Annotated in this window: 19 protein-coding genes; 9 read left to right on the top strand and 10 right to left on the bottom strand. The window is 57.9% G+C overall.

Annotation, left to right across the window (positions count from 1 at the left end; genetic code table 11):
* Positions 1 to 58 precede the first annotated feature (58 nt).
* The gene (locus DXY16_RS02760) at positions 59 to 2,566 is read left to right on the top strand and encodes a DNA topoisomerase (ATP-hydrolyzing) subunit A (RefSeq protein WP_115119269.1); all 2,508 of its coding nucleotides are present in this window, start codon (positions 59 to 61) and stop codon (positions 2,564 to 2,566) included.
* Between the two features lie 35 nt (positions 2,567 to 2,601).
* On the opposite strand, the gene purF is transcribed toward DXY16_RS02760, so the two are convergent.
* From purF to dnaN, 4 genes are all read right to left on the bottom strand, one after another.
* Entirely contained in the window at positions 2,602 to 4,035 is a 1,434-nt protein-coding gene (purF, locus tag DXY16_RS02755; protein ID WP_244281517.1) for an amidophosphoribosyltransferase, read from the bottom strand.
* A gap of 89 nt (positions 4,036 to 4,124) precedes the next feature.
* Positions 4,125 to 6,425 carry a phosphoribosylformylglycinamidine synthase subunit PurL gene (gene purL / locus DXY16_RS02750; protein WP_115119267.1) on the bottom strand — a complete coding sequence of 767 codons (2,301 nt, stop codon included), beginning with the start codon at positions 6,423 to 6,425 and terminating at the stop codon, positions 4,125 to 4,127.
* A 65-nt stretch (positions 6,426 to 6,490) separates the two neighbouring features.
* Positions 6,491 to 7,390, bottom strand: a complete 900-nt coding sequence (locus DXY16_RS02745) for an RNA methyltransferase (protein ID WP_244281506.1) — start codon at positions 7,388 to 7,390, stop codon at positions 6,491 to 6,493.
* 21 nt (positions 7,391 to 7,411) lie between these two features.
* Positions 7,412 to 8,587: a DNA polymerase III subunit beta gene (gene dnaN, locus DXY16_RS02740; protein WP_115119264.1), complete on the bottom strand. Its 1,176-nt coding sequence runs from the start codon at positions 8,585 to 8,587 to the stop codon at positions 7,412 to 7,414.
* A 59-nt stretch (positions 8,588 to 8,646) separates the two neighbouring features.
* Here dnaN and DXY16_RS02735 point away from each other — a divergent pair, with 59 nt between their 5' ends.
* Complete coding sequence (locus DXY16_RS02735; protein ID WP_115119262.1) at positions 8,647 to 9,015, top strand: hypothetical protein; 369 nt, start codon at positions 8,647 to 8,649, stop codon at positions 9,013 to 9,015.
* 38 nt (positions 9,016 to 9,053) lie between these two features.
* On the opposite strand, the gene thrC is transcribed toward DXY16_RS02735, so the two are convergent.
* From thrC to DXY16_RS02720, 3 genes are all read right to left on the bottom strand, one after another.
* Entirely contained in the window at positions 9,054 to 10,112 is a 1,059-nt protein-coding gene (gene thrC, locus DXY16_RS02730; protein ID WP_115119436.1) for a threonine synthase, read from the bottom strand.
* Between the two features lie 82 nt (positions 10,113 to 10,194).
* A complete protein-coding gene (locus DXY16_RS02725; protein ID WP_115119261.1) occupies positions 10,195 to 10,809 on the bottom strand; it encodes an alpha/beta hydrolase in 615 nt (204 codons plus the stop codon).
* 23 nt (positions 10,810 to 10,832) lie between these two features.
* A complete protein-coding gene (locus tag DXY16_RS02720) occupies positions 10,833 to 12,701 on the bottom strand; it encodes an AarF/ABC1/UbiB kinase family protein (protein WP_115119258.1) in 1,869 nt (622 codons plus the stop codon).
* 75 nt (positions 12,702 to 12,776) lie between these two features.
* Between DXY16_RS02720 and recN the strand changes: the two genes are divergently transcribed.
* The 5 genes from recN to DXY16_RS02700 are packed head-to-tail and all read left to right on the top strand — an operon-like array spanning position 12,777 to position 21,410.
* Positions 12,777 to 14,483 carry a DNA repair protein RecN gene (gene recN / locus DXY16_RS02715; protein WP_115119256.1) on the top strand — a complete coding sequence of 569 codons (1,707 nt, stop codon included), beginning with the start codon at positions 12,777 to 12,779 and terminating at the stop codon, positions 14,481 to 14,483.
* A gap of 51 nt (positions 14,484 to 14,534) precedes the next feature.
* Entirely contained in the window at positions 14,535 to 17,510 is a 2,976-nt protein-coding gene (uvrA, locus tag DXY16_RS02710; RefSeq protein WP_115119254.1) for an excinuclease ABC subunit UvrA, read from the top strand.
* Positions 17,507 to 19,027 (top strand): esterase, encoded by a 1,521-nt coding sequence (locus DXY16_RS02705; RefSeq protein ID WP_170953804.1) that lies wholly within the window; start codon positions 17,507 to 17,509, stop codon positions 19,025 to 19,027. The genes uvrA and DXY16_RS02705 overlap by 4 nt, the downstream gene beginning before the upstream one ends.
* 26 nt (positions 19,028 to 19,053) lie before the next feature.
* Positions 19,054 to 19,230 (top strand): hypothetical protein, encoded by a 177-nt coding sequence (locus DXY16_RS14990; RefSeq protein WP_206749543.1) that lies wholly within the window; start codon positions 19,054 to 19,056, stop codon positions 19,228 to 19,230.
* A gap of 41 nt (positions 19,231 to 19,271) precedes the next feature.
* Positions 19,272 to 21,410 (top strand): HAD family hydrolase, encoded by a 2,139-nt coding sequence (locus DXY16_RS02700; protein ID WP_115119432.1) that lies wholly within the window; start codon positions 19,272 to 19,274, stop codon positions 21,408 to 21,410.
* A 7-nt stretch (positions 21,411 to 21,417) separates the two neighbouring features.
* Here the strand turns inward: DXY16_RS02700 and purT are convergent, their stop codons facing one another.
* Positions 21,418 to 22,584, bottom strand: a complete 1,167-nt coding sequence (gene purT / locus DXY16_RS02695) for a formate-dependent phosphoribosylglycinamide formyltransferase (RefSeq protein ID WP_244281505.1) — start codon at positions 22,582 to 22,584, stop codon at positions 21,418 to 21,420.
* Between the two features lie 46 nt (positions 22,585 to 22,630).
* Here purT and DXY16_RS02690 point away from each other — a divergent pair, with 46 nt between their 5' ends.
* Positions 22,631 to 22,792 carry a cytochrome B6 gene (locus DXY16_RS02690; protein WP_115119250.1) on the top strand — a complete coding sequence of 54 codons (162 nt, stop codon included), beginning with the start codon at positions 22,631 to 22,633 and terminating at the stop codon, positions 22,790 to 22,792.
* A gap of 11 nt (positions 22,793 to 22,803) precedes the next feature.
* Here DXY16_RS02690 and DXY16_RS02685 read toward each other — a convergent pair whose 3' ends face one another.
* Positions 22,804 to 23,052: a hypothetical protein gene (locus tag DXY16_RS02685; RefSeq protein ID WP_115119248.1), complete on the bottom strand. Its 249-nt coding sequence runs from the start codon at positions 23,050 to 23,052 to the stop codon at positions 22,804 to 22,806.
* Between the two features lie 261 nt (positions 23,053 to 23,313).
* Between DXY16_RS02685 and DXY16_RS02680 the strand changes: the two genes are divergently transcribed.
* Entirely contained in the window at positions 23,314 to 23,622 is a 309-nt protein-coding gene (locus tag DXY16_RS02680) for a hypothetical protein (protein WP_115119246.1), read from the top strand.
* 223 nt (positions 23,623 to 23,845) lie between these two features.
* Here the strand turns inward: DXY16_RS02680 and DXY16_RS02675 are convergent, their stop codons facing one another.
* The gene (locus DXY16_RS02675; RefSeq protein ID WP_115119244.1) at positions 23,846 to 24,976 is read right to left on the bottom strand and encodes a CDP-glycerol glycerophosphotransferase family protein; all 1,131 of its coding nucleotides are present in this window, start codon (positions 24,974 to 24,976) and stop codon (positions 23,846 to 23,848) included.
* Positions 24,977 to 24,996: the final 20 nt, after the last annotated feature.

Here is a 24,996-nt window from a genome sequence, read left to right as displayed (position 1 = left end):
CAAACAGAAAGACATCTGTAGGCTGAGCCCCGTTCGCCCTCGGTAGTTCCAGACACGGATGGCAGAGGAGCGCGTTCAACCGATCGCCCTGCATCAAGAGATGCAGCGCTCCTACCTCGAATACGCGATGAGCGTGATCGTGGGTCGGGCGCTTCCTGATGCCCGTGACGGTCTCAAACCGGTGCAGCGCCGCATCCTGTTTGCGATGCATGAACTGGGGCTCACCCCAGACCGCCCCTATCGCAAATGCGCCCGCGTGGTGGGTGACGTGCTGGGTAAGTATCACCCCCATGGTGACCAGGCGGTCTACGACGCACTGGTGCGATTGGTTCAGACCTTCTCGAGCCGCCATCCACTCCTCGATGGCCATGGAAACTTCGGATCGGTGGACGATGACCCACCGGCAGCCATGCGTTACACCGAAACGCGGTTGGCCCCCATCGCCCATCAAGGCCTTCTCGATGAGATCGGCGATGACACAGTTGATTTTGCCTCCAACTTCGACGGGTCCCAACAAGAACCAACGGTGCTTCCGGCCCAGCTGCCGTTCCTTCTCCTAAACGGTTGCTCCGGCATCGCGGTGGGCATGGCCACCAGCATCCCGCCACACAACCTGGGCGAAGTGGTCGATGGCTTGATCGCAATGGTGCGCAAGCCCGATCTAAGTGACGAGAAGCTGCTGTCGATGATCCCTGGGCCCGATTTCCCCACAGGCGGTGAGGTGCTGCTGGGAACCGGCGTCCGTGAAACGTATCTGCGCGGCCGGGGAAGCATTCCGATGCGGGGCGTCGCCCACATCGAGGAAATCCAACCCGGGAAAGGGCGCCACAAACGAGGCGCAGTGATCATCACCGAACTGCCTTACCAACTCAGCAAGGCCGGCTGGATCGAAAAACTCGCCGACCAAGTCAACGACGGCAAGATCGGAGGGATTGCCGACATCAGGGATGAAAGCGATCGCGAAGGCATGCGCGTCGTAGTGGAACTTCGCCGCGACGCTGAACCCGACAAAGTGCTCGCCGAATTGCAACGCCGAACATCGCTGCAAAGCAATTTCGGCGCCATTCTCCTGGCCCTGGTGAATGGTCAACCACATCAGCTGTCGTTGCGACAGCTGATGCAGACCTTCCTGGAATACCGGGAACTGACGCTGATCCGGCGCACCAGTCATGCCCTACGCAAGACGGAAGACCGGCTTGAGGTCGTGGAGGGTTTGATCACGGCCCTGGATTCACTCCAACGGGTGATCGCCATGATTCAAGAGGCCAAGGATGCCGCCTCCGCCAGGGCAAGCCTGATGGTGCATCTCGATCTAACCGAACGACAGGCTGATGCCGTTCTGGCAATGCCCTTACGACGGCTCACAGGCCTTGAGCAAGAAAGCCTGCGCAATGAAGCAGAGGATCTGCGCCGAGAACGGCAACGCCTTCAGTTGCTGTTAAAGGAACGAGATCAACTGCTCGATGCGATGGTGCAGGAGCTGAAGCAACTGAAAAAACGCTTCGCCACACCGCGACGCACCCGCCTGATCGAAGGAGGCGACCACTTGCTGGCCGAAAAGGCTGCGAGTCAGCGCCCCAATGCCGAACTACAGCGACGTCAGGCGCTTGGAGCCCTGCCCTCGGACGTACGTCTCCTGATCCAGACCGATGGTCAGGTGAAAGTGGTGAGCCCTCAACTGCTCGGTCGGCTGCATCTGAACGAACCAGTGGAACTGGGTGATGAACCCTCTCCGGCCCGTCTGATCCTGCCAATCAAGCCTGAGCCCCGATTGCTGGCCGTGACCAGCAGCGGACGCATGGCCTTGGTGCGCTGGGAATTCGCTGGCCAGCAACCGGGAGGACTGGAACGCTTCCTGCCAACCGCCATGGAAGGCGATCCAGTGGTCAGCCTGCTGCGCCTTCCGGCCTCTGACGACGCCAACGCCAACCGTTGCCGCTCCTTAGGACTCCTGAGCAGCGATGGACGCTTTAAACGACTTCCTCTGCAAGAGGTGCAGGATCTCTCAGGACGTGCCACCAGCATCGTGAAACTGAAAGAAGGCGTCTCACTGCTCTCGGCTGTGGTGTGTGAAGACGACGGAACAGTCGCCCTGGTCAGCGACATCGGCCGAGTGCTCTGCCTACCTGTCGAGGAACAAGCGCTGCCATTGATGGGGAAATTGGCTCAGGGTCCAATGACAATGCGAATGCTGCCCGGAGAATCTCTGGTCGGGGCCGTCAGTCAACCAGCCCACAACGACCACAGTGCTGAATCACAAGGAAACAGTGGTGAGATTCTTGTGGGTAGCCGTCAGGGGAAAGTCATACGCCTGTCACTAAGCGATTTACGCCGGTGCAAAAGGGGCGATATGGGCGACATGATCATGCAGCTCGAAAGCAAAGGGAACGATCCAGACCGCCTCGTTTCCATCTGTGCTGTCGAAGAGCTTGTGGGGGTGGTCAGCAGCAAGAACCGCCATGGCCGACTGCTCAGCGCCGAGCTGAGCAACAACACCGATCAACCCACCCAACTGACTCTGAAGGGCGATGAAAGCCTCGCCGATCTGGTGCCCTTGCTGAGCTAAATCCCTGCCCAGATCCGGATGGAAGCTTGCTGTGCTCAGCCTTTGGACGCCGCCACACCTGAGGGTTCGAGCATCAGTTTGCTGGAACGAACCGAGTCATCCATGGGAATTGGATAGCTGCCATCAAAACAAGCCGTGCAGAAATGTTCAGAGCTGGCGTGAGCGGCTTCAACCATGCCTTCCTTGCTGAGATAAGCGAGGGTGTCAACCTTGAGATGGTCCTCGATCTGCTTAACCGTCAACCGAGCGGCAATTAACTGATCCTGCGTATCGGTATCGATGCCGTAGAAGCAGGGATGGGTGACTGGCGGTGAACTGATCCGCATGTGCACCTCAGTGGCGCCTGCATCACGCAGAGCCTGCACCAATTTGCGGCTGGTCGTACCGCGCACGATGGAGTCATCAATCACCACCACCCGCTTACCAGCCAAGACATCCGGCAACGGATTGAGCTTGACGCGGATTCCAGCCTCTCGCATCGCCTGAGTGGGCTGAATGAAGGTGCGACCCACATAGCGATTTTTGATCAGACCATCAGCGAAGGTGATGCCACTGGCCTGAGAGAAACCAATCGCTGCCGGAATCCCAGAATCAGGTACACCGATCACCAAATCAGCCTCAACGCCCGATTCACGGGCCAGAATCTGACCAATCCGTTGGCGATAGCTATACAGCGACTCACCGAAAAAGCGACTATCTGGACGAGCGAAATAAATCATCTCGAACACACACATCCGCGTTGAAGGCTCCGCCCATTGCTCCCGCTGGGGCTCAGTGTCTCCAAGCCGAAAGGTAATCAACTCGCCAGGTTCGACGTCAGCCTCAAAAGCTGAACCGATGATGTCCAGACCACAGCTTTCACTGCTCACCACCCAGTGACCACTCTTGGCATCTCCCAACCGACCGAAGACCAACGGTCGGACGCCATAACTGTCCCGAAGGGCATACAACGCGTCGACGGTACCGATCACCAAGCTGAAGGCTCCGCGACACATGGCAGCGGCTTCGATGATGGCCGGCTTCCAATCCAGCCCACGATTCACGGCCTGCTGAATCGCGAAAGCAATTAATTCCGAATCAGTGGTGGAGGTGAATTCGGTCTGACCATCATCGAGCTTGTCCCGGAGCTCAGCGGCATTCACAAGATTGCCGTTGTGAGCAAAGGCAAAAGGCCCCAGACGGGTCATCAACACCACAGGCTGCGCATTGCAAGCCTTGCTGCTGCCCGTTGTGGAATAGCGGTTATGGCCGATGGCGAGGTTGCCGGGCATTCGCGCCAGCACGTCCTGATCGAACACCTGGCTGACCAAGCCCATGTCTTTGTGCAAGCGCACCTTGCCGTGGTTGAAAACGGCGATACCGGCCGATTCCTGGCCGCGATGCTGCAGTGAATACAGACCGAAGTAAGTGAGATTGGCAACAGGTTGCCCATCGGCCAACACCGCATAAACCCCGCACGCCTCCTCCATCCGATCGGGTCGCTCTGTGATGGGCTGATGCACAGGGCGCCTCAACTTCAGACTTCCTTCATGATTTTGCACCACGCCCCAGCGGCCGCTCACGAGACCTCAAGGCGACGGGGCAACGCCTGCTCATATGTGGATGCCAACGCATCCACCGACAGAGTCAACACAGACTGCCCCTCACAGGTGATGGAGAGCTGATCATGATCAGCCACGGATCCCAGTCGCTGCAGCGGAACATCGACAGAGGACAGCAAAGCTTGCCAGTCCTCCCATCGCTCCGATTTCACCGACACCACAATGCGGGCTCCACCTTCTGCGAACAAACGTCGCTGCAACGACGCCGGAGAAGCTCCCAACTTGATCTCAACGCCTTGCCCAGAAGCTAACGACGCTTCCGCCAGGGTTACCGCCAGACCTCCATCACTGCAGTCATGAGCGGAAGCGAGCAACCCTTGCGCAATGGCTTCACGCACAAGGGCCTGGACGCTGACCTCCAAGCCGAGATCGATCCGTGGGGGACGACCGGTAAGCAAGCCGTGAATGACACCTTGGTAAGCGCTACCGCCAAACCCGACCCGATCATCCTCAGGCTGCTCACCCGAGACCCCAAGCATCACAATCGGATCACCGGGCTGACGCCAAGCCATACCGCACACCCGATTGATGTCGTCCACCAAGCCCACCATGCCCACCACAGGAGTGGGATGAATGGGTGTGAGGGTGCCGTCGTCGCCGCGGGTTTCGTTGTAGAGAGAAACGTTCCCTCCAGTCACCGGAGTGTTGAGCGCACGACACGCTTCTGACAATCCTCGACAAGCCAGGGCGAGCTGCCAATAACCACGATCTGTCTCTGGGGAGGGGAAGTTGAGGTTGTCGGTGACCGCGAGGGGCTCAGCACCGACACAACTGAGATTGCGAGCAGACTCAGCCACCGCTGCGATGGCGCCGCGTTCTGGATCAAGAGCCACCCAGCGGTTGGGACAATCGACCGTTGCAGCCACGCCACGGACCGTGGTCTGCAGGGAGGCCTCACCTTGCTGTGGTCGAAGCCGCACGACAGCGGCATCAGCCCCACCGGATGGAACCACGGTGTTGGCCAAAACCTGCTGGTCGTACTGGCGATAGACCCAACGCTTACTAGCGATCGTGGGATCATCCAGCAGCTTGAGCAGGTCAGTACCCCAGTCATGGCCAACAGGCGCCGGGGGTAGATCGGCATCACACCAGGTCCAGTGCTGCTGGAGATCAGCCGGGGGTTCAGCCAGCAGTTCGTGATGGTTGATCGGGGTGTCCTCCGCCAGAGCCCGAGAGGGCACCTCAGCAGCAACCTCGCCATGCTGCAACACCCGCACAACCGGTTCCTCCAACACACGACCGACCACAGCAGCCTGAAGGCCCCAGCGCCGGAAACGTTCCATCAGCGGCTCCTCCCGACCGGCGCGCACCACAAACAACATGCGCTCCTGAGATTCGGACAGGAGGTACTCATAAGCAGTCATGCCCTCTTCACGGGCAGGAACCTTGTCGAGGTCGAGCTCCACGCCCACATCCCCCTTCGCAGCCATCTCTGAACAGCTGCAGGTCAACCCGGCCGCCCCCATGTCCTGGGCAGCCACCACATCTCCACTCTGGAACGCCTCCAGACAAGCTTCAATCAAACCTTTCTCGAGAAAAGGATCACCCACCTGAACAGCAGGGCGGTCATCCAAAGAAGCTGCGCTTAGTTCAGCACTGGCAAAACTGGCTCCACCCATGCCATCACGACCGGTGGTGCTGCCGACATAGACGACGGGATTACCGACACCAGAGGCGCCGGACTTGACGATGTCGTCGGTCTCCATCAAGCCCAAAGCCATGGCATTCACCAGGGGATTGCCGCTGTAAGAGGCATCGAACGCCACCTCTCCTCCCACGGTGGGCACGCCAACGCAGTTGCCGTAATGGGCGATGCCGGCAACCACACCCTCAACGAGACCGCGGGTGCTGGTTTCCTCCAAGGGCCCGAAGCGGAGGGCATTGAGCAAGGCGATCGGGCGAGCACCCATGGTGAAGATGTCTCGGAGAATGCCACCCACACCAGTGGCTGCGCCTTGGAAAGGCTCCACAGCAGAAGGATGGTTATGGCTTTCGATCTTGAAGGCAAGGCGATGGCCATCGCCGAGATCCACCACCCCTGCGTTCTCTCCGGGCCCCACCAGGATGCGCGGTCCTTCCGTAGGGAAACCACTGAGCAGAGGCCGGGAATTGCGATAACAGCAGTGCTCCGACCACATCACGCCAAACATCCCCAGCTCCGCACGGTTGGGATCTCGACCAAGACGACGCTGAATCTCCAGGTAATCGTCCTCGGTAAGTCCCTCCTGGCGGAGAGCGGCGGCCACATCAAACGGCATTGCCGATTCAAGGGACTGGACCACAGGGTGGATTTCAGCTTCTACCAGTGTTGCCGACTGTGGTCTCAGACCCAGGGATCAGAATCCGACTCCTCCTGCGGATCGGGAGCGGACGAATGGGGACGACCGCGGCGAGGTCGCCTGGAGCGAGGGGGATCCTCTCTCCAATCAGACTCATCCCAACCATTGAGAGGATCATCAAGATCCTCATTGAGAGGCTCGAGAGGCGAGGCAAATTCAGATGTCTGATCTCGCACGGACTCAGGTGTCGTGGCATAGGAACCCTCCCAATCACCGGAGTCATCCCAATGGTCGGCGTTGTCCTGATCACGCTCCACCCAACCTGCGGTGCCATCCCAAGGGGGCTCTTCCAGCCAGCCTTCCAAGCGCTCACCAGCCCGATCTCCGATCTGCTGAATCTGCTCACGCCAATGCTTTGATCGACGCAGTAGGTCTTGACGGACGCTTGAGCGTGCCAGCGGTAGGTCATCGAGAGCTGAGAGACCGGTGGTGACCAAACCCGGCTGCTGATCGAGAATCCGATCAGTCGTCAGCCGCCAGCGACTGCTGCCAGGAAGACGCGGATCGCTTCGAGAGACGAGGTAGTGGAGGATCTTGCCGGTGGCAGGCACGAACGTGAGGTCGGCAATCTGGCCCAGACGCTCACCATGCCGATCCACCAGATCAGCATCAATCAGAGTCGGAAGCCGCTCCAAAGTGAGCTGATCACTGACTGAGGGAAGCCCTTTCACAAACACTTCCTGGTCGGAGATGCCACGCCATTGATCCAGACGCCAGACATCACGACTGTTGCGAAGGGCGGAAGGACGGCTGACCCAACCAAGCAACCGATGCACTGGCGGATGCATCCAAGCCATCACACCAGCTCCATGGTCGATGCCCTGATCACAACGCACCCTGTGGTGCAGCAGATCACTCAACAGGACCTGATCCGGAAGCTCCACGGTGACGGTCGTTCGAGGGTGTCAATTGCGGATCTGAACGGGCATCACCAGATAGGTGAACCCTGCTGCATTATCGGCGGGTGTGAGGATCGCCGGTGTGGTTGGGGCATTGCATTGAAGCGAGATCCGATCTCCCTCCATGGCTTTGAGGCCATCGAGGACATAGCGCACATTGAAGGCAATCTGCACAGCCTCTCCAGTGAGCGTGGCCGGTAGTGATTCCGATCCACTACCCACATCCTGTGCATCAGCACTGATCTGCACCAGACCCGCAGTGGGATCCGTGCTGATCCTCACCACGTTGTTGTGCTGATCAGCAAGCACGGCCACCCGTTCCAAGGCCGCCATGAATGGACGGCGTTCCAAATCAATCGTGCGGGTGAACCCATCGGGGATGAGCTGCCGATAATTCGGATAGGTGCCTTCCAAGGTGCGGCTCGTGACCATCTGGTCAGCTGCGAGCACAACCACCTGGCCGCGGTCATAAAAGAGCGTGACAGGATCATCACTTTTCCAGCCAGCAATCAGACGCTCCACCTCACGCAAGGAACGAGCTGGCAGGGTGACAGCAAGAGAACCATCGTCAGACGTGATCCCCTCCGCTGATCCAGCGGCGGTTGGATCGTCCTGCAACGCATCGTTCACCGTCAGAACGGCAAGACGGTGGCCATCGGTAGACGCCGCTTCGAGATGACGCCCTTCGAAGCGAAGGTGAACGCCTGTGAGGAGCTGTTTTGCTTCGTCAGCGCTACTCGCAAACAAGGTTCCTCGCAGAGCCTGAACCAGCGAGACTGCATCCACACGCAGAGCGGTGCCGTTTTCAACCAGCGGCAGATCAGGAAATTCATCAGCCGGCATGGCGCGCATTTGGTAGCTGCCGCTCAAGCTGGTGAGCTCGACCTGCTCGGAAGCTTCATCTGTGGCCAGGGTGATTGGTGAATCAACAGAAAGCCGTGAAACGATCTCGCCTAGCAAACGGGCAGGCAGTGTCACGGCGCCGCTCGCTTCAACCGATGCCGATAGCGAAGTCTGAATGCCGAGATTGAGATCAAATCCGGTGAGGCTGAGGCGACCCGTGCCTGCATCAGCAGTGAGCAGAACATTGGCCAGCACCGGGTGGGTTGGGCGAGATGCCACAGCACGACTTACCAGTTGGAGGGCTGTATTGAGCTCCGCCTGGGAACAGACCAGTTTCATGGAGTCAACGTCCCGACCAAGTGTCCTGAAGAGTTCCCACGGTTTCACAGGCTGAGGAGATGTGCAACGGCCAGAGCATTTGGATCGGCATCATCCGTCTTTTGGATTTGATGATTTTTAAAACCAAACAAAACAGCCGTAGTCGGTCCTGGGGAAAGCGTGGAAAACCGTTCAGAATCCAGTTGGATCCTGATTGGTTGCTTTCACAGGCCTGGGGAAGTGGCTTCAGCGAATGCGGAGAACCTCTCGTTTTGCACAGCTTCCACAACCTGGGGAAAGAATCACTTGTCGAGCCGGGGGGAGTTGTCAGCCGTTTTCCACCATTTTTTTGTGGCTTTTCTGGCGTCTTCCGCAGCCGCTTTGTCGGGTGGTTCGCCGAAGAGCAACCTCTCAGAGTGACGTCGACCCATCAAAAAGCCCCTACGTAGAGGGGCCAGATCGAGAGATTGATCCAGAGCTGCTCGGCTCAGAAACCCATCACCTTGGCCACGGTCTCGAGATTTGGATCCAGATCTGTATGGAAGGCGGCATCGTTGTTATTGATGGCGCAGTCCGGATCCTTGAGTCCATTGCCGGTCAGTACACACACCACCGTGGCCCCTTCAGGCACTTCGGCAGACCGCTTCAGCAAACCTGCGACGGAGGCAGCGCTGGCTGGTTCGCAGAAGATCCCTTCTTGGCCACCCAGCAGCTTGTAGGCCTCGATGATTTCGGCGTCGGTGACGTCGAGGAAGGCGCCGTTGCTGCCTTCGCGGGCGGCAAGAGCCTTGTCTCGGTTCACCGGGTTACCGATTCGGATCGCGGTGGCGATGGTGTTGGGATCCTCCACGGTGGTGTTGTGGACGAGAGGAGCTGATCCGCTGGCCTGGAAACCCATCATTCGGGGCAGTGTGCGACTGTGGCCTGCCTGGTAATACTCTTGGAAGCCCATCCAATACGCCGTGATGTTGCCGGCATTCCCCATCGGAATGCAAAGCCAATCGGGGGCATTGCCAAGGGCATCAATCACCTCAAAAGCAGCGGTTTTTTGACCCTGCAGGCGGTAGGGATTCACCGAGTTCACCAGGGTGACCGGATAGCTTTCGGCTGCTTCCCTCACGATGTCGAGAGCACGGTCGAAGTTGCCACGGATGGCCAGTACCTCAGCTCCGTAGACGAGGGCCTGGGCCAGTTTCCCTTGGGCGACATAGCCATCTGGGATCAAGACAAACGCCCGCATTCCGGCACGCCGGGCATAGGCGGCTGCGGCTGCGGACGTGTTGCCCGTGCTGGCGCAGATCACTGCTTCACAGCCGACTTCCTTGGCTTTGCTGATTGCCATGGTCATGCCCCGGTCTTTGAAGGAGCCGGTGGGGTTGAGACCGTCGTATTTGACGTAGACCTTGACGCCTCGACCGATCCTTTCGGCCACCGAAGGGACGGGAATGAGGGGAGTGGCACCTTCATGCAGGGTCACCACAGGCGTGGCATCTGAAACCGGCAACCAGCCTCGATAGGCTTCAATCAGGCCGGGCCAGTCCTGCATGACGGGTCCGGTGATCAGACGCCTGCGGAGGTTCTGCAGCAGAGACACCGGCGAATGGCAAGGGACCAGAGGAATCTATGTCTCAGGGTTGGGCGTCCTTGAGGCCATCGAGTGGGGATTCTGAGAAAAATTGCACCAGACCCGAAATCGATTGAGCCTTTTCAATCACAGCCATCAACGCCGGGATGTTGACCTCCATCACTTCAGCTGGGTAGGCCTCTAGAAACTTGATGGCTGTTAGGCCGCCGTCGCCGATTTGTAGTCCGTTGATCACGCCGGCCCTGATTGCAGGCACGCTCACTTCCGGTGCAGGAACCATCAGCGGATAGATGATTCGAGCCACCCGGCGGATGATCACATCACCGATTCGGGTCGACATCAGCCGACTGGTGAGTACAAGCGGCAGGTTCAGTTCCTGGTTGAGCAATTTGGCGACGTCTTCAGGGTTCTGATTGCTCAGGCGGAGGATATCCACCATCAGTCCCCTGGGCTTACCGGTCTCAGCGAGGTAGGCAAGATCGGCCACGGAGATCGAACGACGAAAGGCTCCGCTCACCAGAGCGACATCCTTGGCTGCTTGGCTTGGTGGGCTGGCGATGGCTCCAAGGCCCGTCAGGGTCACTCCCACTCCAGTGCACAGAGCCAGCAGTCGGCGGCGACGCGTCTTGGACGAATGGTTCACAGCTGACTGGCGCATGGCCTTTTCTTTGTCTGTGAAATTTAGGCAGGGATTCCAGCGGCCACCTTCACTAGGCGGACAACTCCGCGTTCGGCCAGTCCCTTCGCCACTTGTGCTCCCATCCGGCGGGCATCCGGTTCGCGGATCAATCGGGGCAGACGTTTGAGGACAAGATCGGGGCTGAAGCCTGGTAATTGCTGCAACACGACCAGGAGTTGGCGGATTGGTTCGAGGTCAAGCAACTGTTCCTGTTCGATGCCCCAACTGCTCGTGTTGCTGATTAGCGCTGGTTGCAGAGCGCGGGGGAGTTGGCGTCCGAGACGTTGAACGGTCAACCAGCCAAGCGCATCGAGTCGCTCCACCACGGCTTCGACCAACTGCGTTCGCAACAGTCCGCCGTTGGCAGAGAAAAGAAAATCGAGCACTTGATCGAGAAGGGTGTCCAAATCGAGTTGGGCCTGACTGGCTGCACTGGCCACCAGGTTTTCCAGCCGAGTCCAGCGGAATGCTTCACCGTCGAACAGCATTTCCTTCAGGCTTTGACGCAGCTGGGGATCCGGGTCCTCCATGAGGCGCTGGGCGAAATACGGATAGGCGGCCCCAAGAATTTTGAACTCTGGATCCACACTCAGGGCAATGCCTTCCAGCGTGACTAATGAGCGGATGATCAGGGCGTAATAGGGCGGCACCCGGAACGGGAATTTGTACATCACCCCCGACATGTCGTCGGTGACGCTCTTGAAGTCCATGCGGTTGACCCCCATTTCCAGGGCTTGGCTGAACACCGATTCGAAGGCCGGAACGATCGGTTCGAGATTCACATCTTCAGCGAGGAAGCCGAGGGTGACGAAATCCTTGGAGAGCTGAGCGAAATTGCGGTTCACCAGGTGCACAACAGCCTGGATTAAGCCGGTGCGCGATTCTCGGCTCACCTCACTCATCATTCCGAAATCGAGGTAGCAGAGGCGGCCGTCCTCGAGGGCTAGCAGGTTGCCTGGGTGTGGATCGGCATGGAAAAAACCATGTTCCAGTAATTGCTGCAGGCTGCAGCTGACGCCCACTTCGACCATGTCATCTGGATCGATGCCGAGGGCGCGCACGGCACTGAGATTGGTCAGTTTCACGCCGTCAATCCACTCCATCGTCAGCACCCGGCGACTGGTGGAGTCCTGATAGATGGCAGGAACGGCGATGCGCGGATTTTGGTGGTGCAGTTCGCGGAATCGTTCGGCGTTCGCTGCCTCGTTCAAGTAGTCCATCTCTTCGAACACCCGTCGACCTAGCTCGTCGATCAGAGCCACCAGATCACTGCGGATTAGGCCGATATTGCTGTTCAGCCAGGCGGCGATATTCCTAACGATGTAGAGATCCAGAGTGATTTGCTCGCGTAGACCCGGTCGTTGCACCTTCACAGCGACGGCCTGGCCGCTCATCAGCACACCGCGGTGCACCTGACCGAGAGAGGCCGCGGAAATTGGCTCACGCTCGAGATCCTTGAAAATTTCTTCGATTGGAGCGCCAAGGTCCTCTTCGATGCACGCCATCGCCAGATCACTGTCGAATCCAGGCAGTTGATCCTGCAGTTGGGCTAGTTCCTCCAGCAGAACGGGGGGAATGATGTCTGGACGCGTGGACAAGGCCTGTCCAGCCTTAATAAAGGCAGGCCCCAGTTCGACCAACAGTTCGGCGCATTCTTTTGCACGGTTACGGGCTCGTTCAGGACTCTTCAATAGACCCAGAACCCAATCAGTCGCTAATCCCAGCAGCAGTAGGCCGATGGGTACCAGGGTTTGCCACAGCCTTCGCAGCAGCCGTTGGGGGTGACCGGCATAAATGCGTGTGATTGCAGCTGGGTCGTAGCTGAGCAGACCAGCGGCTTCGATGAAATCACCCAGTTCCTGTTCGATCACAGCCGGCGTTGGCAGTGACCCCCTTCTAAACGAGCTGAGCAGCCGCTACGGTCAATCCGATCACCAGGAGCTGCCGTGCTAGCCGGTCTGCGACTGCACAACATTGCTCTGATTGAGAGCCTGGAGCTTGATTTCGAGCCGGGTTTCACGGTGCTGACCGGTGAAACGGGTGCTGGTAAATCGCTGTTGCTTGACGCCCTTGATGCGGTGCTCGGCGGACTTCAGGGAACAGCGGCCGCTCGTTTGGTGCGTGGTGGTGAGCCACGAGCCGGAATCGAAGCCCGTTTCACTCTCAGTGATGGCGTCATCGATTGGTTACAGCAGCAGCAACTGGCTTGGGACGCTGATGACGACGATGGGTCTGATGCTCTGGTGGTGAGCCGTGAGTGGCGCCGACAGGATGAGCGTCTGTCCTCTCGTTTTCGGATCAACGGTGTGGCAGTTAATCGCCAGCAGGTGCTTGGGCTGCGGCCACTGCTCATCGATCTCACTGTTCAGGGGCAGACCCAGCAGTTAGCTCGGCCGGGTCAGCAACGTCGCTGGCTGGATCGGCTTGGGGCAGCACCATTGGCAACTGCTCTAGCCGAGGTGCGCGTGACGTGGCTTCAATGGCGAGAAGCCTCTGCGCTGTTGGACCAGGCGCGTCAACAGGCGGATCAGTGGCAGGAGCAGCTGGAGGAACGTCAGGCGTTGCTGGCGGAGCTGGAGGCCGCGGCCCTCAACGATGGCGATGAGCTCAAACAACTCAGTGCTGAACAGGATCGGCTCGTGCATGGTGTGCGTCTGCACGAGGGCCTGGCGCAATTGATCGGACGCCTTCAGGACGGTGCCGACCAGGCTCCGTCCGCGATGGATCATTTGCTGGCCTGTTGCCATGAGCTCCAGCAGATGCAACTGCTGGATCCTTCTTTGCAGTCCCTCAGTGGGCAATGCCTTGATTTGGAGTCTGGATTACGGGATCTGATTCGAGAGCTCGAGAGCTATGGAGCTGTTCTCGATAGTGATCCCGCCCGGCTGAGTGAATTGCAGGATCGGCTTGCTCTGCTCAAGCGGTTGGAGCGTCGTCATGGCTTGGATCTGGCGGGTCTGTGTCGGTTGACCGATGCACTGCGGGATCAGCTGACAGAAGGTGGTGCAGAGGCTGCTCTTGATCAGTTGCTTGCCGATGAGACCAAGGCACGTCTCGAAAGGGATGCGGCTAATCATCGTTTGACGCAGTTGCGGGAGCAGGCTGCCAGTGATCTGGAGCAGAGCCTGCTCAATCACCTCCGGCCGATGGGGTTGGCGAATGTTCGCTTTCAAGTGGCAATCACAGCCTGTGATCCCAGTGAAATAGGTGCTGATGCCGTCAATTTCCTCTTTTCCGCCAATCCCGGTCAGCTTCTCGCTCCACTGGCTGAAGTGGCTTCAGGTGGTGAGATGTCTCGGTTTCTGCTGGCGCTCAAAACCTGTCTTGCCGGTGTGGATGGTTCCAGTTCTTTGCTCTTCGATGAGATCGACTCTGGTGTGAGTGGTCGGGTCAGTGGGGCGATGGCTGATTTGCTGCGCACGATGGCTAGCCGTCGACAGGTCTTCTGTGTGACCCATCAACCGCTGGTTGCTGCTGCTGCCGATCACCATTTCCGTGTCAGTAAAACCGTCGTTGACGGTCAGACCCGTTCGCGAGTGTCCCAGCTGCGGGACACTCAGGCCAGGCAGCAGGAACTGGCGGAGCTTGCCGGCGGTGATCTTGGTGAAGCGCGTGCTTATGCCGCAAGTCTTTTGGATCAGCGGGCGGCCTGACCAATCGGTCCGTCAGTCTCTCTACACTGCTGGGCTGCTGAAGAGCGCTGCATGCGGCCTGTTGCTTCCAACTCGACGGATGCTGAGTTCAGGCCGCCGGTGAATCTTGCTGGAAGTTCATCGGAAGGTGTGATCCGGGTGCGTGGAGCCCGTCAGCACAATCTCAAGAACGTCGACGTCACCATCCCTCGCAACAAGATGGTGGTGTTCACAGGTGTGAGCGGGAGCGGTAAGAGCTCGTTGGCTTTCGACACGATCTTCGCTGAGGGTCAGCGACGGTACGTGGAGAGTCTTTCCGCCTACGCCCGCCAGTTCCTCGGACAGGTGGATAAGCCGGATGTGGATGCGATTGAGGGGCTTTCCCCTGCGATCTCCATCGATCAGAAATCCACTAGCCATAACCCCCGTTCGACGGTGGGAACGGTCACGGAGATTCAGGACTATCTGCGCTTGCTTTTCGGTCGTGCCGGAGAGCCTCATTGCCCGAAGTGTGGACGTTCAATCCGGCCTCAGACCATCGATGAGATGGTCGATCAGATCCTCACCTTGCCGGAGGCCACCCGGTATCAGCTGCTGGCACCGGTGGTGCGCGGTAAGAAGGGCACCCACAGCAAGTTGATTAGTGGTTTGGCTGCTGAGGGCTTTGCTCGTGTTCGCATCAACGGAGAGGTGCGTGAGCTTGCCGACAACATTGAGCTGGATAAGAACCAGAGCCACAACATCGAGGTGGTCGTTGATCGTTTGGTGGCTCGGGAGGGAATCCAGGAACGCCTCACCGATTCCCTGCGCACAGCGTTGAAGCGCGGCGACGGCTTGGCCTTAGTGGAGGTGGTGCCGAAGAAAGGCGAAGAGCTTCCCGAAGGTCTGGAACGCGAGCGTCTTTATTCCGAGAACTTTGCGTGTCCGGTTCACGGCGCCGTGATGGAAGAGCTGTCACCACGGCTCTTTTCTTTCAACAGCCCGTACGGAGCCTGCGAGGCCTGTCATGGCATCGGTCATTTACGCAAGTTCACCGCGGAGAGGGTGGTGCCCGATCCATCCTTGCCCGTGTATGCCGCTGTTGCTCCCTGGGCTGAGAAAGATAATTCCTACTACTTTTCCTTGCTCTACTCCGTTGGCGAAGCCTTCGGCTTTGAGATCAAAACCCCCTGGCAAGAGCTCACGGATGAGCAGCGAGATGTGTTGCTGCATGGCAGTCGTGAACCGATTCTGATCCAGGCCGATAGCCGCTTTCGCAAGAGCTCTGGCTATACGCGCCCGTTCGAGGGCATTCTCCCCATCTTGGAGCGACAACTCCGCGATGCCAGCGGGGAGGCCCAGCGCCAAAAGTTGGAGAAGTATCTAGAGTTGGTGCCGTGCGCCAGTTGCGCCGGTCAGCGCCTGCGGCCAGAAGCCTTGGCAGTGAAGGTTGGCCCGTTCAGGATTCCTGAGCTCACGGCTGTGAGTGTGGGTCAGACCCTGGAGCGAATTGAACAGCTGATGGGTGTGGGGGCTTCCGAGGGATGTGAGCCACTGCTCAATCCTCGCCAGATGCAAATCGGTGATCTGGTGCTTCGCGAGATCCGCATGCGTCTGCGCTTTCTGCTGGATGTGGGCCTCGACTACCTGAGTTTGGATCGGCCGGCGATGACGCTTTCAGGTGGTGAAGCGCAGCGCATCCGGCTCGCGACTCAGATCGGTGCCGGACTCACCGGTGTGCTGTATGTGCTTGATGAACCCAGCATCGGCTTGCACCAGCGCGATAACGATCGACTGCTGGCCACGCTGCATCGTTTGCGCGACCTGGGAAACACTCTGGTTGTCGTGGAGCACGATGAGGACACGATTCGGGCCGCTGATCACCTCGTTGATATCGGCCCAGGAGCGGGTGTACACGGTGGTCATATCGTTGCTGAGGGCAACCTGAAGGAACTGCTTGAAGCTGAGCAGTCACTCACCGGTGCCTATCTCAGCGGTCGGCGATCCATTCCGACGCCGGCAGAGCGGCGCCATGGGAGTACTCGCAGCCTCAAGTTGCTCAATTGCACACGCAACAATCTTTGCGATGTCAGTGTTGAGTTTCCGCTTGGCAGGCTCGTTTCGGTGACCGGTGTGAGCGGGAGCGGTAAGAGCACTCTGGTGAACGAGCTGTTGCATCCCGCGCTGGAGAACGGTTTGGGTCACAAGGTGCCTTTTCCAGCCGGTTTGGGTGAATTGCGTGGTCTCAAATCGATCGACAAGGTGATCGTGATTGATCAGTCACCGATCGGTCGCACCCCTCGCTCTAATCCAGCCACTTATACGGGTGCTTTTGATCCGATTCGTCAGGTGTTTGCTGCCACGGTGGAGGCCAAGGCCCGCGGCTATCAGGTGGGACAGTTCAGCTTCAACGTCAAGGGTGGTCGCTGCGAGGCCTGTCGTGGTCAGGGTGTGAACGTGATTGAGATGAATTTTCTGCCCGATGTCTATGTGCAATGCGACGTCTGTAAGGGGGCTCGCTTCAACCGCGAAACCTTGCAGGTCACCTACAAGGGCCACACCATCGCTGACGTTCTGGAGATGACGGTGGAGCAGGCCGCTGAAGTGTTCTCGGCGATCCCCCAGGCAGCGGACCGTCTGCGCACCCTGGTGGATGTTGGGCTCGGTTACGTCAAACTCGGGCAGCCGGCGCCCACGTTGTCGGGCGGTGAGGCCCAGCGCGTGAAGCTGGCGACGGAGTTGTCCCGGCGGGCCACTGGCAAGACCCTCTACTTGATCGATGAGCCCACCACAGGTTTGAGCTTCTATGACGTGCACAAGCTCATGGATGTGATGCAGCGGCTTGTGGATAAGGGCAATTCGATTGTCTGCATCGAGCACAATCTGGATGTGATTCGTTGTTCCGATTGGTTGATCGATCTTGGTCCTGAAGGGGGCGACAAGGGTGGCCAAGTGCTGGTCTGTGGCACACCGGAGGAGGTGGCTCAGCATCCGACCAGTCATACGGGTCGTTATCTGGCCAAGGTGCTTGAACAACATCCAGCGGAGATCCTTCCGGAGGCTGCGTGATCAAAGTTCGGAAGCATGGTCTGCTCACTTCCACTCTGGTGGCGTTGAGCGGCGTTCTGATTGCTCTGATGCCTCTGCCGAGTCGTGCTATCGAACGCTTGCGCATGATCTTGCCCCTGTTGGAGACCGAGGTGAGCTTTGAGCTCGGTCAGGCGGAGACTGCTCAGCAGTTGTTACTGGCGAATCCAGATTTAGCGGAGCTTGATCGCGTTGGCGAGGGGGCGGTCACTCGGGTTCTGGAGCAGATGCTGACGGCTCCGCTGCCGGACCAGAGTGTTGGTTTCTTGAGCGAATCGGCCGGTCAGCCTTTGTTTGAGCAGGCCCTACTGGCGGCTTCAGAACTGATGGATGTCGAGGGTCTGTCGGGCCCCTTGACTGGTGCAGATCTGAGATCAGCTCTGAAGGCGGCCTACCGAGATGACCAGTCCAATCTCCTCGGTTTGCTGCGCCATCTACCGGGAACGACGGCATCGATTGATCTGCAGGCCTTGGTGTTCTATGCCAACCGTTTGGCACGTCATCAGCGTTCGGCTCAGCTGCTGATCGCTGCTGGCCGAGAGGAGCAGTCGGTTGATGTCGCTCTAGCGGCCGAGCTGTTGCAACGGCGAGGCTGGAGGCGCATGCAGACATCAATTGCGGCGGCCCATCGATCGCGGCCGCTTGAGCTCGTGATCCTCCAGCCCAGTGCTGACGCCAATGGTCAGTTAGTGGTGATCTCCCATGGCCTTTGGGATGAACCGGCCAGTTTTGAGGGTTGGGCCCAGTGGTTGGCGTCCCGTGGTTACACGGTGGTGTTGCCAGTTCATCAAGGCAGTGATCTGGCTCAGCAGCAGGCAATGTTGATGGGAGATCAGCCGCCACCGCAAGCCGATGAGTTGCGTCTTAGGCCGCTCGATGTCACCGCCTTGATTGATGCCGTGGCGGCCGGTGATCTCTTGCCTGGTGTTGGGCTCGATACCGATGCGGTGGCGATGGTGGGGCATTCCTGGGGAGCCACCACCACGTTGCAAGTGGCTGGTCTGCGCACGACCGATGAACAGCTGATGGCCCGTTGTCAGGATCCTCGAGATCCTGAACGCAACCTCAGTTGGCTGCTCCAGTGCAGTTGGCTCAAAGTGGCTTCGGATGGTTCTTTGGGGGACCCGCGTATCAAGGTGGCGGTTGCGGTTAGCCCGCCTTTGCGTCTTCTGTTTGATCCCGGTAGCGGCCATGAACTCACGGCCAAGGTGCTTTTGGTGAGTGGTAGTGGTGATTGGTTGGTGCCTTCCGGGCCGGAAGCGGTCACCCCATTGCGCAACGGTCGACCTCTGGCGAATGGCCACCGATTGGTTTTGGCATCGGGTGGTGGCCATTTCAATCTGCGTGCTCCCAGCGCAGCCACAACAGCGCCGGTGTTGGCACCCTTGATTGAGGCATGGATCAACCAGCAGCTGCAACCTGCCTCGTCCTTTCGGTTTGATGGTGGAGGTTGGGGCAGTGATCGCATTCCCTTGGTGGATGTCACCTCCCAGCTATGAGTTGCGTCGGTTCTTAAACCAGTTGCATGGATCAGGCAACCGCTGAAAGTTTGCATTTGCTTAGCATTCAGACTGAGCCCCGTTTGCAGAGCAATCCCAGAAATGCCTGTGCTGGCATGGATTTGCGAGATTTCTTTGTTGGAGTTCGCTTGATTTCTCAGCTTTTTTTCACATTTTTGATGGTGGATGCCCCTAACCCTTGATCAGGCCTTTTGGTCTGTCGCGTTGTGCATTAGGGGTGAGTGTGGGATTCAAGTTGTTGCAACTGCACCTGCACGGTCTCTTCCGTTCCCGTGATCTTGAGCTTGGCCGAGATGCCGATACCGGTGGCCAGACCCTCTACGTTCTTGAACTTGCCCGTGGCCTGGCTGCTCGTCCGGAGGTCGAACGGGTCGAAGTGGTGACACGTTTGGTCCAGGACCGGCGGGTCTCTCAGGACTATGCACAGCCGCACGAGGAGATTGCTCCTGGAGCGTCCATCCTGCGCTTTCCTTTCGGACCGCGTCGTTATCTGCGCAAGGAGCAGCTCTGGCCCCATCTCGATGATCTGGCCGATCAGCTTGTGGCCCGTCTTCAGCAGCCTGAGCACAGACCCGACTGGATTCATGCGCATTACGCCGATGCTGGTTACGTCGGGGCATTAGTGAGTCGTCGCCTCGGAATCCCACTGGTGTTCACCGGTCATTCCCTTGGTCGCGAGAAGTTGCGACGCTTGCTCGCGGCAGGAGGCGATCACGATCAGATTGAGCAGTCGTATTCGATTAGTCGTCGTATCGATGCCGAGGAGCTTGCCTTGGCGCATGCGGATCTGGTGGTGACCAGTACCCGTCAAGAGGTCCAGGAGCAGTACGCCCGTTATGGCCGTTTTCAGGTTGAGCGCGCTGAAGTGGTTCCGCCTGGCGTGGATGCCCGTCGTTTTCATCCTCAACCCACCGGCGCAGAAGCTGAGGCATTGGATGCTCTCTTAGGGCCGTTCTTACGGGATCCGGAGTTGCCGCCCCTTTTGGCGATCTCCCGGGCTGTGCGACGTAAAAACATCCCTGCATTGGTCGAGGCTTTCGGACGTTCCGCCGTCCTCCGCGAACGCCACAATCTGGTGCTCGTGCTGGGTTGCCGGGAGGACCCCCGCCAGCTCGAGAAGCAGCAACGGGATGTGTTCCAGCAGGTTTTCGATCTGGTTGATCGTTATGACCTTTACGGCCAGGTGGCTTATCCGAAGCAACATCGCCGTGAGCAGATACCCGCCGTCTATCGCTGGGCGGCGCAGCGTCAGGGTCTGTTTGTGAATCCGGCTCTCACCGAGCCCTTTGGGCTCACCCTGCTTGAGGCTGCAGCCTGCGGTCTGCCGATGGTGGCCACCGATGACGGAGGTCCCCGCGACATCCTTGCCCGCTGCGAGAACGGATTGCTGGTGGATGTCACTGACCTCGAGGCCGTGCAGGACGGTCTTGAACAGGCTGGAGCCGATCAGGCCCGTTGGCATCGCTGGCGTGACAACGGTATTGAAGCCGTCAGCCGTCATTTCAGTTGGGATGCCCATATCTGCTCCTATCTCGCCCTGATGCAAGGCAAGCTGGAGGCACGTCAGCCGGCCGTGGCGCGCTCTGGTGATTCTTCAGCAGTGCCCAGTCGTCTGGCCGATCGCCTTTTCCTTCTCGATCTCGATCACAGCCTCGAGTTGCCGGCTGGGGATGGCTTGGTGGCTCTGCGCCAGCATCTGGAGAAGGACGCTCGGTCAGGACGCCCAAGTGCCCTTGGCATTCTCACGGGTCGGTCATTGGCTGTCGCCAGACATCGGTTCACTGAGTTACATCTGCCCGACCCAGGCGTGTGGATCACCCGAGCTGGCACAGAGATCGTTTACGGCCAGGAGAACAGCTCCGATCCAGAGTGGTCGCGCATGATCGCGGTGGATTGGAACCGCGAGCGGGTAGAAACGACCCTTCAGGATCTTGGAGCCCATTTGAAGCTGCAGGAACCTGAGCATCAGGGGGACTTCAAAGTGAGTTACCTGCTCCGTCAGTCTGGGGAAGGGATCCTTCCTCTGGTGCGCCAGCGATTGCGTCAGCGTCAACAGGCGGCGCGTCCGTCACTGCGCTGCCATTGGTTTCTGGATGTGGTGCCGATGCGGGCTTCGCGCAGCGAGGCGATCCGTTTCCTTTCCCTCCGTTGGGGTCTTCCCCTCGAGCGCATCTTGGTGGTGGCCAGTGAGCAGGGTGATGGTGAATTGGTACGGGGGCTTCCCGCCACTGTGGTGTTGGCGGAGCACGACCCCAGCCTGGACAGCTTCCGCCATCAACAAAGAGTGTTCTTCGCCAGCCGTCAGTCGATGTCAGGAGTGCTGGAAGGTCTCCAGCACTACCGATTCCTCAGCCGTCGTTGAGCTGCTTTCAACCGGGCATGACCTTGATCCTGCCGGCTGCCCGGTCAGCCTTGGTCTGCGCCTCAGCGACGTCTTGACCGCGGGCTAACACCACCCCCATGCGCCGGCCGGGGCGAGCATCAGGTTTGCCGAACAACAGCACCTGGCTATCGGCTTCTTCCAGGGCCTCTCCCACTCCGGAATAACGGACGCTAGGCAGCTGGGCATCCGCCAAGATCACACGGCTGGCTGAGGGGCTTTGGCATTGGATTGAAGGTATCGGGAGCCCTAGCACTGCCCTGAGGTGCAATTCGAACTCGTTCAGGTTCTGGCTGGTCAGCGTGACTAGACCGGTGTCATGAGGCCGGGGTGAGAGTTCAGAGAACACCACGTCATCGCCGCACAGAAAGAATTCAACGCCGAACAGTCCCACGCCGCCGAGATTGTCAGTGACAGTGCGAGCCATGGTTTGAGCCTGGTTCAGTTGGGCGGCACTTAGAGCTGCGGGTTGCCAGCTGCACTGATAGTCACCGCCGCTTTGTTCATGGCCGATCGGTGGGCAGAACAGGGTGGGGCCATTGGCTTGGCGGATGGTGAGCAAGGTGATCTCTAACTCGAAGTTCAAGAATTCCTCGACGATCACCCGCTCGCTGCTGCCCCTGGCACCCGATACGGCGGTCTGCCAGGCCTGTTCCAGTTCGTCGGCGTTGTGAACCACGCTTTGGCCTTTGCCGGACGAGCTCATCACCGGCTTCACCACCACGGGCCAGCCCAGGGGAATGGCGGCTGATCTCAGTTCTTCAAGGTTGGTGGCATAAGCGAAGCGGGCCGTGCGCAGTCCCAGTGCATCGGACGCCAGATCTCTGATGCGGTCGCGGTTCATGGTCACCGCCGTGGCTCTAGCCGTGGGGATCACCTGGATCCCCTCATCTTCGAGAGACTGCAAGGCGTCGACCGCCAGGGCTTCGATCTCGGGAATCACCACATCAGGTTTGTGGCGGCGCACCACGTCCTGCAAGGCCGCGGCATCCGTCATGGCGAACACCTCGGCTTGATCGGCGACTTGCATGGCAGGCGCCTGGGCATAGCGGTCGCAGGCGATCACCCGGCAGCCAAGGCGTTGGGCTGCGATCACCACTTCTTTGCCCAGTTCGCCGCTGCCTAGAAGCATCACGGTTTTGGGAAATACGGTCATGGACGGCCAGGCATCAGCATGGTGCGATCTTCGCTCTTCGCCGGCCATGGCCTTCACCCTTGCCTTCACCACTGCCGGGGATGCGGCCGATGGTCTTTTGTTCGGCTGGGAGATTGCCAGCCTGCAGAAGTGGGCCCTGATTTATCTCGGAGTCTCGTCGTTGGCGTTTGTGGTGGTGTGGATCGTCGGTTATGTCCGTGAGCAGTGACCGTTTTTGGCTCAGTGGGGAAGATCAGGCATCAGGGTGAGCTGACGCTCTGGAGATTCCTCATTGACGAAGCCCCAGGCATCAAACACGTCTGGGGTGGGATGGGTGATGCGCTGCAGTCCTTTGCTGCGTTCCAGCTGGAAGCCTTCCTTGGCCATCCTTCGCATCAGGCTGGCGGCCTCCTCAAAGCGGGCGGCCATGGCTTCGAGGCTGGCGCAGTCGCTGGTGAGCCCGGCTTCCTTCCAGGTGAAATAGGCCATTATTTGAGTTGACTCCTATGACACGAACTGTCGTTGTGGTTTGAGGGATTCATCGTTACTTAAGCACCATTTCAGTCGTCTGTGACTCCATTCTGTTTGGCTGATGTTCCGCAAGCCACTCATCAACCGTACGCTAAACATCAGTTCAGATCACGAGATCGTGGTTTGTGGAGCTGAGCTGTATGGCTCAGGTGTGATCTCCATGGGGTCGTTTGTTTGGTCGATCTAGACTGAAGATCGAGCGAATGTTTCTGTCACAGCTTGGCAAGGCGGTTTTGGGTTCAGGTTGCGCTCACGGCTGCTGTCGTCAGCGTCATGCTTGAGACGGCGAACAAGCCCAGCCATCAGGACGTGATGGCGCATTGCTCTCACTACAATTTGACTCATTACCAAGGCATCCAAGGGTTTGAGAACGGAACGTTCTCAGGATGTTTGACCGAAAGCAAAAAAGATCTTGTCTGGTTTGTGTGGCGAGGCCAAAAGAAGCTGCATTGGCGTTATCAACAAGGGACCTATCGATTCAAACCCTCACGATCAAAACCTGAGTCGTTGAAGCCGGGCTTGATCTGATTCAATCAGAGTCACAAGCTCCGTCACAACCCTACAATTTTCTTCTGATCGGATTGGTCTAGATGAGTCACTGCGCCTACAGATGTTGCTTTTGAGCCATGCGATCTTGATGGCCATGATAGGGGTGAGCCCCTGATTAGAGCCGATTTTTGGCTCTCGTTTCATGTGGCAGACATGGTGAAGACGACAGGTTGCTGAGATTGAATCCAATGATTCTTGTTGATTATGCTGTCTTCAAGTTAGAAGCAGCGTTGAGGATAATCTTAGCTACTTGTTTTGATGAATTTCCGATATTGTAGCCAAATAATTCTCTTACTTTTTTGAGCATGTTGTCTCTGTTGCTGGGAAACTCAACGCCATTCATAAAGGCCTGCATGAGATCGTCTGCACCCTCGAACTGGACGCTTATATCTTTGTAGATTTCATAAGTCTGGTTGTTGCGAAAGGAGTCTTTGTCGATGTTTAATAGAAGTGGCTTCTCCAGTAAAGCTGCTTCAATCACAATTGAGCTGATGTCAGCGATGACGACGTCAGAAGCCAGAAGAGCACTGGCATCACTGACTCCAAGGCTTAACGAAGCCGAACCCCTATCTCTTTCATGGCAGAGAGACCTGTAGATCCATTCCGATGTTTGAGTGCTCACATGATTCGTCCATAAATTCGGATGTGCACCTTGAATGATATGGACTTTGTCTCCAAGTGTTGATAGTGCCTGTATCAGACTGGTGCCAAATCGTCTTAAGATTCCACGTGATGTCCAGTGAGAAGCAATGAAAATAACTGCTTGATCGCTGGCAATATTCATCGCTTGTTTGACTTCATGTTTGATTTGATTTCTGTTTTCTTGTGAGCCAGATATGTAGTCAGAGAACATATCGTTTTTTGGACATCCTGTGGCAACAAATAGTGCTTCTTTTCTGGCAAGCTCGCCGATTGAGTCGGTGATATATTCCTCTTCTGTTGGTGATACTCCGCAATAGATGTTCGAGGCTTTGTAGCAGGATAGTAAATAATCTGAGGCCATGTTGTTGCCAAAGGCAGAGCCGTGTGGAACATGGATATACAGGCCCTTATTTAATCCATGTCTTTCGTCTGGGATGTGGGTGGTGACTAGCGCGTATTCGTACTCATTGGGTTTGGGCAATGTGTCTGCAGGTGGCGTACTGAATTTTTCCTTGAAAAGTTCAAATAAATCTTTTGAGTTGTCGTTTCTAAACTCATAGCGATCACAAGGTGCGCAAACGCTCATCCAGTTTTTTGCGTTTGGTTCTTGGGCCAAGATCTCCTTGATGATGGGAAAATATGAATCCCAACTCTGAGAGCTAAATGCATAAAAGATGATTTTTTCTTTCATCTGTCGTGGGTTTCTGCCGT

It is taken from the genome of Synechococcus sp. UW105 (genome assembly GCF_900473935.1).
Taxonomy (GTDB): domain Bacteria; phylum Cyanobacteriota; class Cyanobacteriia; order PCC-6307; family Cyanobiaceae; genus Synechococcus_C.
This window is presented reverse-complemented; position numbering and strand designations above follow the sequence as displayed.

What these genes read in the sequence shown, in the direction of transcription:
- DXY16_RS02760 (WP_115119269.1), top strand. Translation starts at nt 59, where the DNA reads ATGGCAGAGGAGCGCGTTCAACCGATCGCCCTGCATCAAGAGATGCAG.
- purF (WP_244281517.1), bottom strand. Translation starts at nt 4,035, where the DNA reads ATGGAGGAGGCGTGCGGGGTTTATGCGGTGTTGGCCGATGGGCAACCT.
- purL (WP_115119267.1), bottom strand. Translation starts at nt 6,425, where the DNA reads ATGCCGTTTGATGTGGCCGCCGCTCTCCGCCAGGAGGGACTTACCGAG.
- dnaN (WP_115119264.1), bottom strand. Translation starts at nt 8,587, where the DNA reads ATGAAACTGGTCTGTTCCCAGGCGGAGCTCAATACAGCCCTCCAACTG.
- DXY16_RS02735 (WP_115119262.1), top strand. Translation starts at nt 8,647, where the DNA reads ATGTGCAACGGCCAGAGCATTTGGATCGGCATCATCCGTCTTTTGGAT.
- thrC (WP_115119436.1), bottom strand. Translation starts at nt 10,112, where the DNA reads ATGCAGGACTGGCCCGGCCTGATTGAAGCCTATCGAGGCTGGTTGCCG.
- DXY16_RS02725 (WP_115119261.1), bottom strand. Translation starts at nt 10,809, where the DNA reads ATGCGCCAGTCAGCTGTGAACCATTCGTCCAAGACGCGTCGCCGCCGA.
- uvrA (WP_115119254.1), top strand. Translation starts at nt 14,535, where the DNA reads ATGCGGCCTGTTGCTTCCAACTCGACGGATGCTGAGTTCAGGCCGCCG.
- DXY16_RS14990 (WP_206749543.1), top strand. Translation starts at nt 19,054, where the DNA reads ATGGATCAGGCAACCGCTGAAAGTTTGCATTTGCTTAGCATTCAGACT.
- purT (WP_244281505.1), bottom strand. Translation starts at nt 22,584, where the DNA reads ATGACCGTATTTCCCAAAACCGTGATGCTTCTAGGCAGCGGCGAACTG.
- DXY16_RS02690 (WP_115119250.1), top strand. Translation starts at nt 22,631, where the DNA reads ATGGCCTTCACCCTTGCCTTCACCACTGCCGGGGATGCGGCCGATGGT.
- DXY16_RS02685 (WP_115119248.1), bottom strand. Translation starts at nt 23,052, where the DNA reads ATGGCCTATTTCACCTGGAAGGAAGCCGGGCTCACCAGCGACTGCGCC.
- DXY16_RS02675 (WP_115119244.1), bottom strand. Translation starts at nt 24,976, where the DNA reads ATGAAAGAAAAAATCATCTTTTATGCATTTAGCTCTCAGAGTTGGGAT.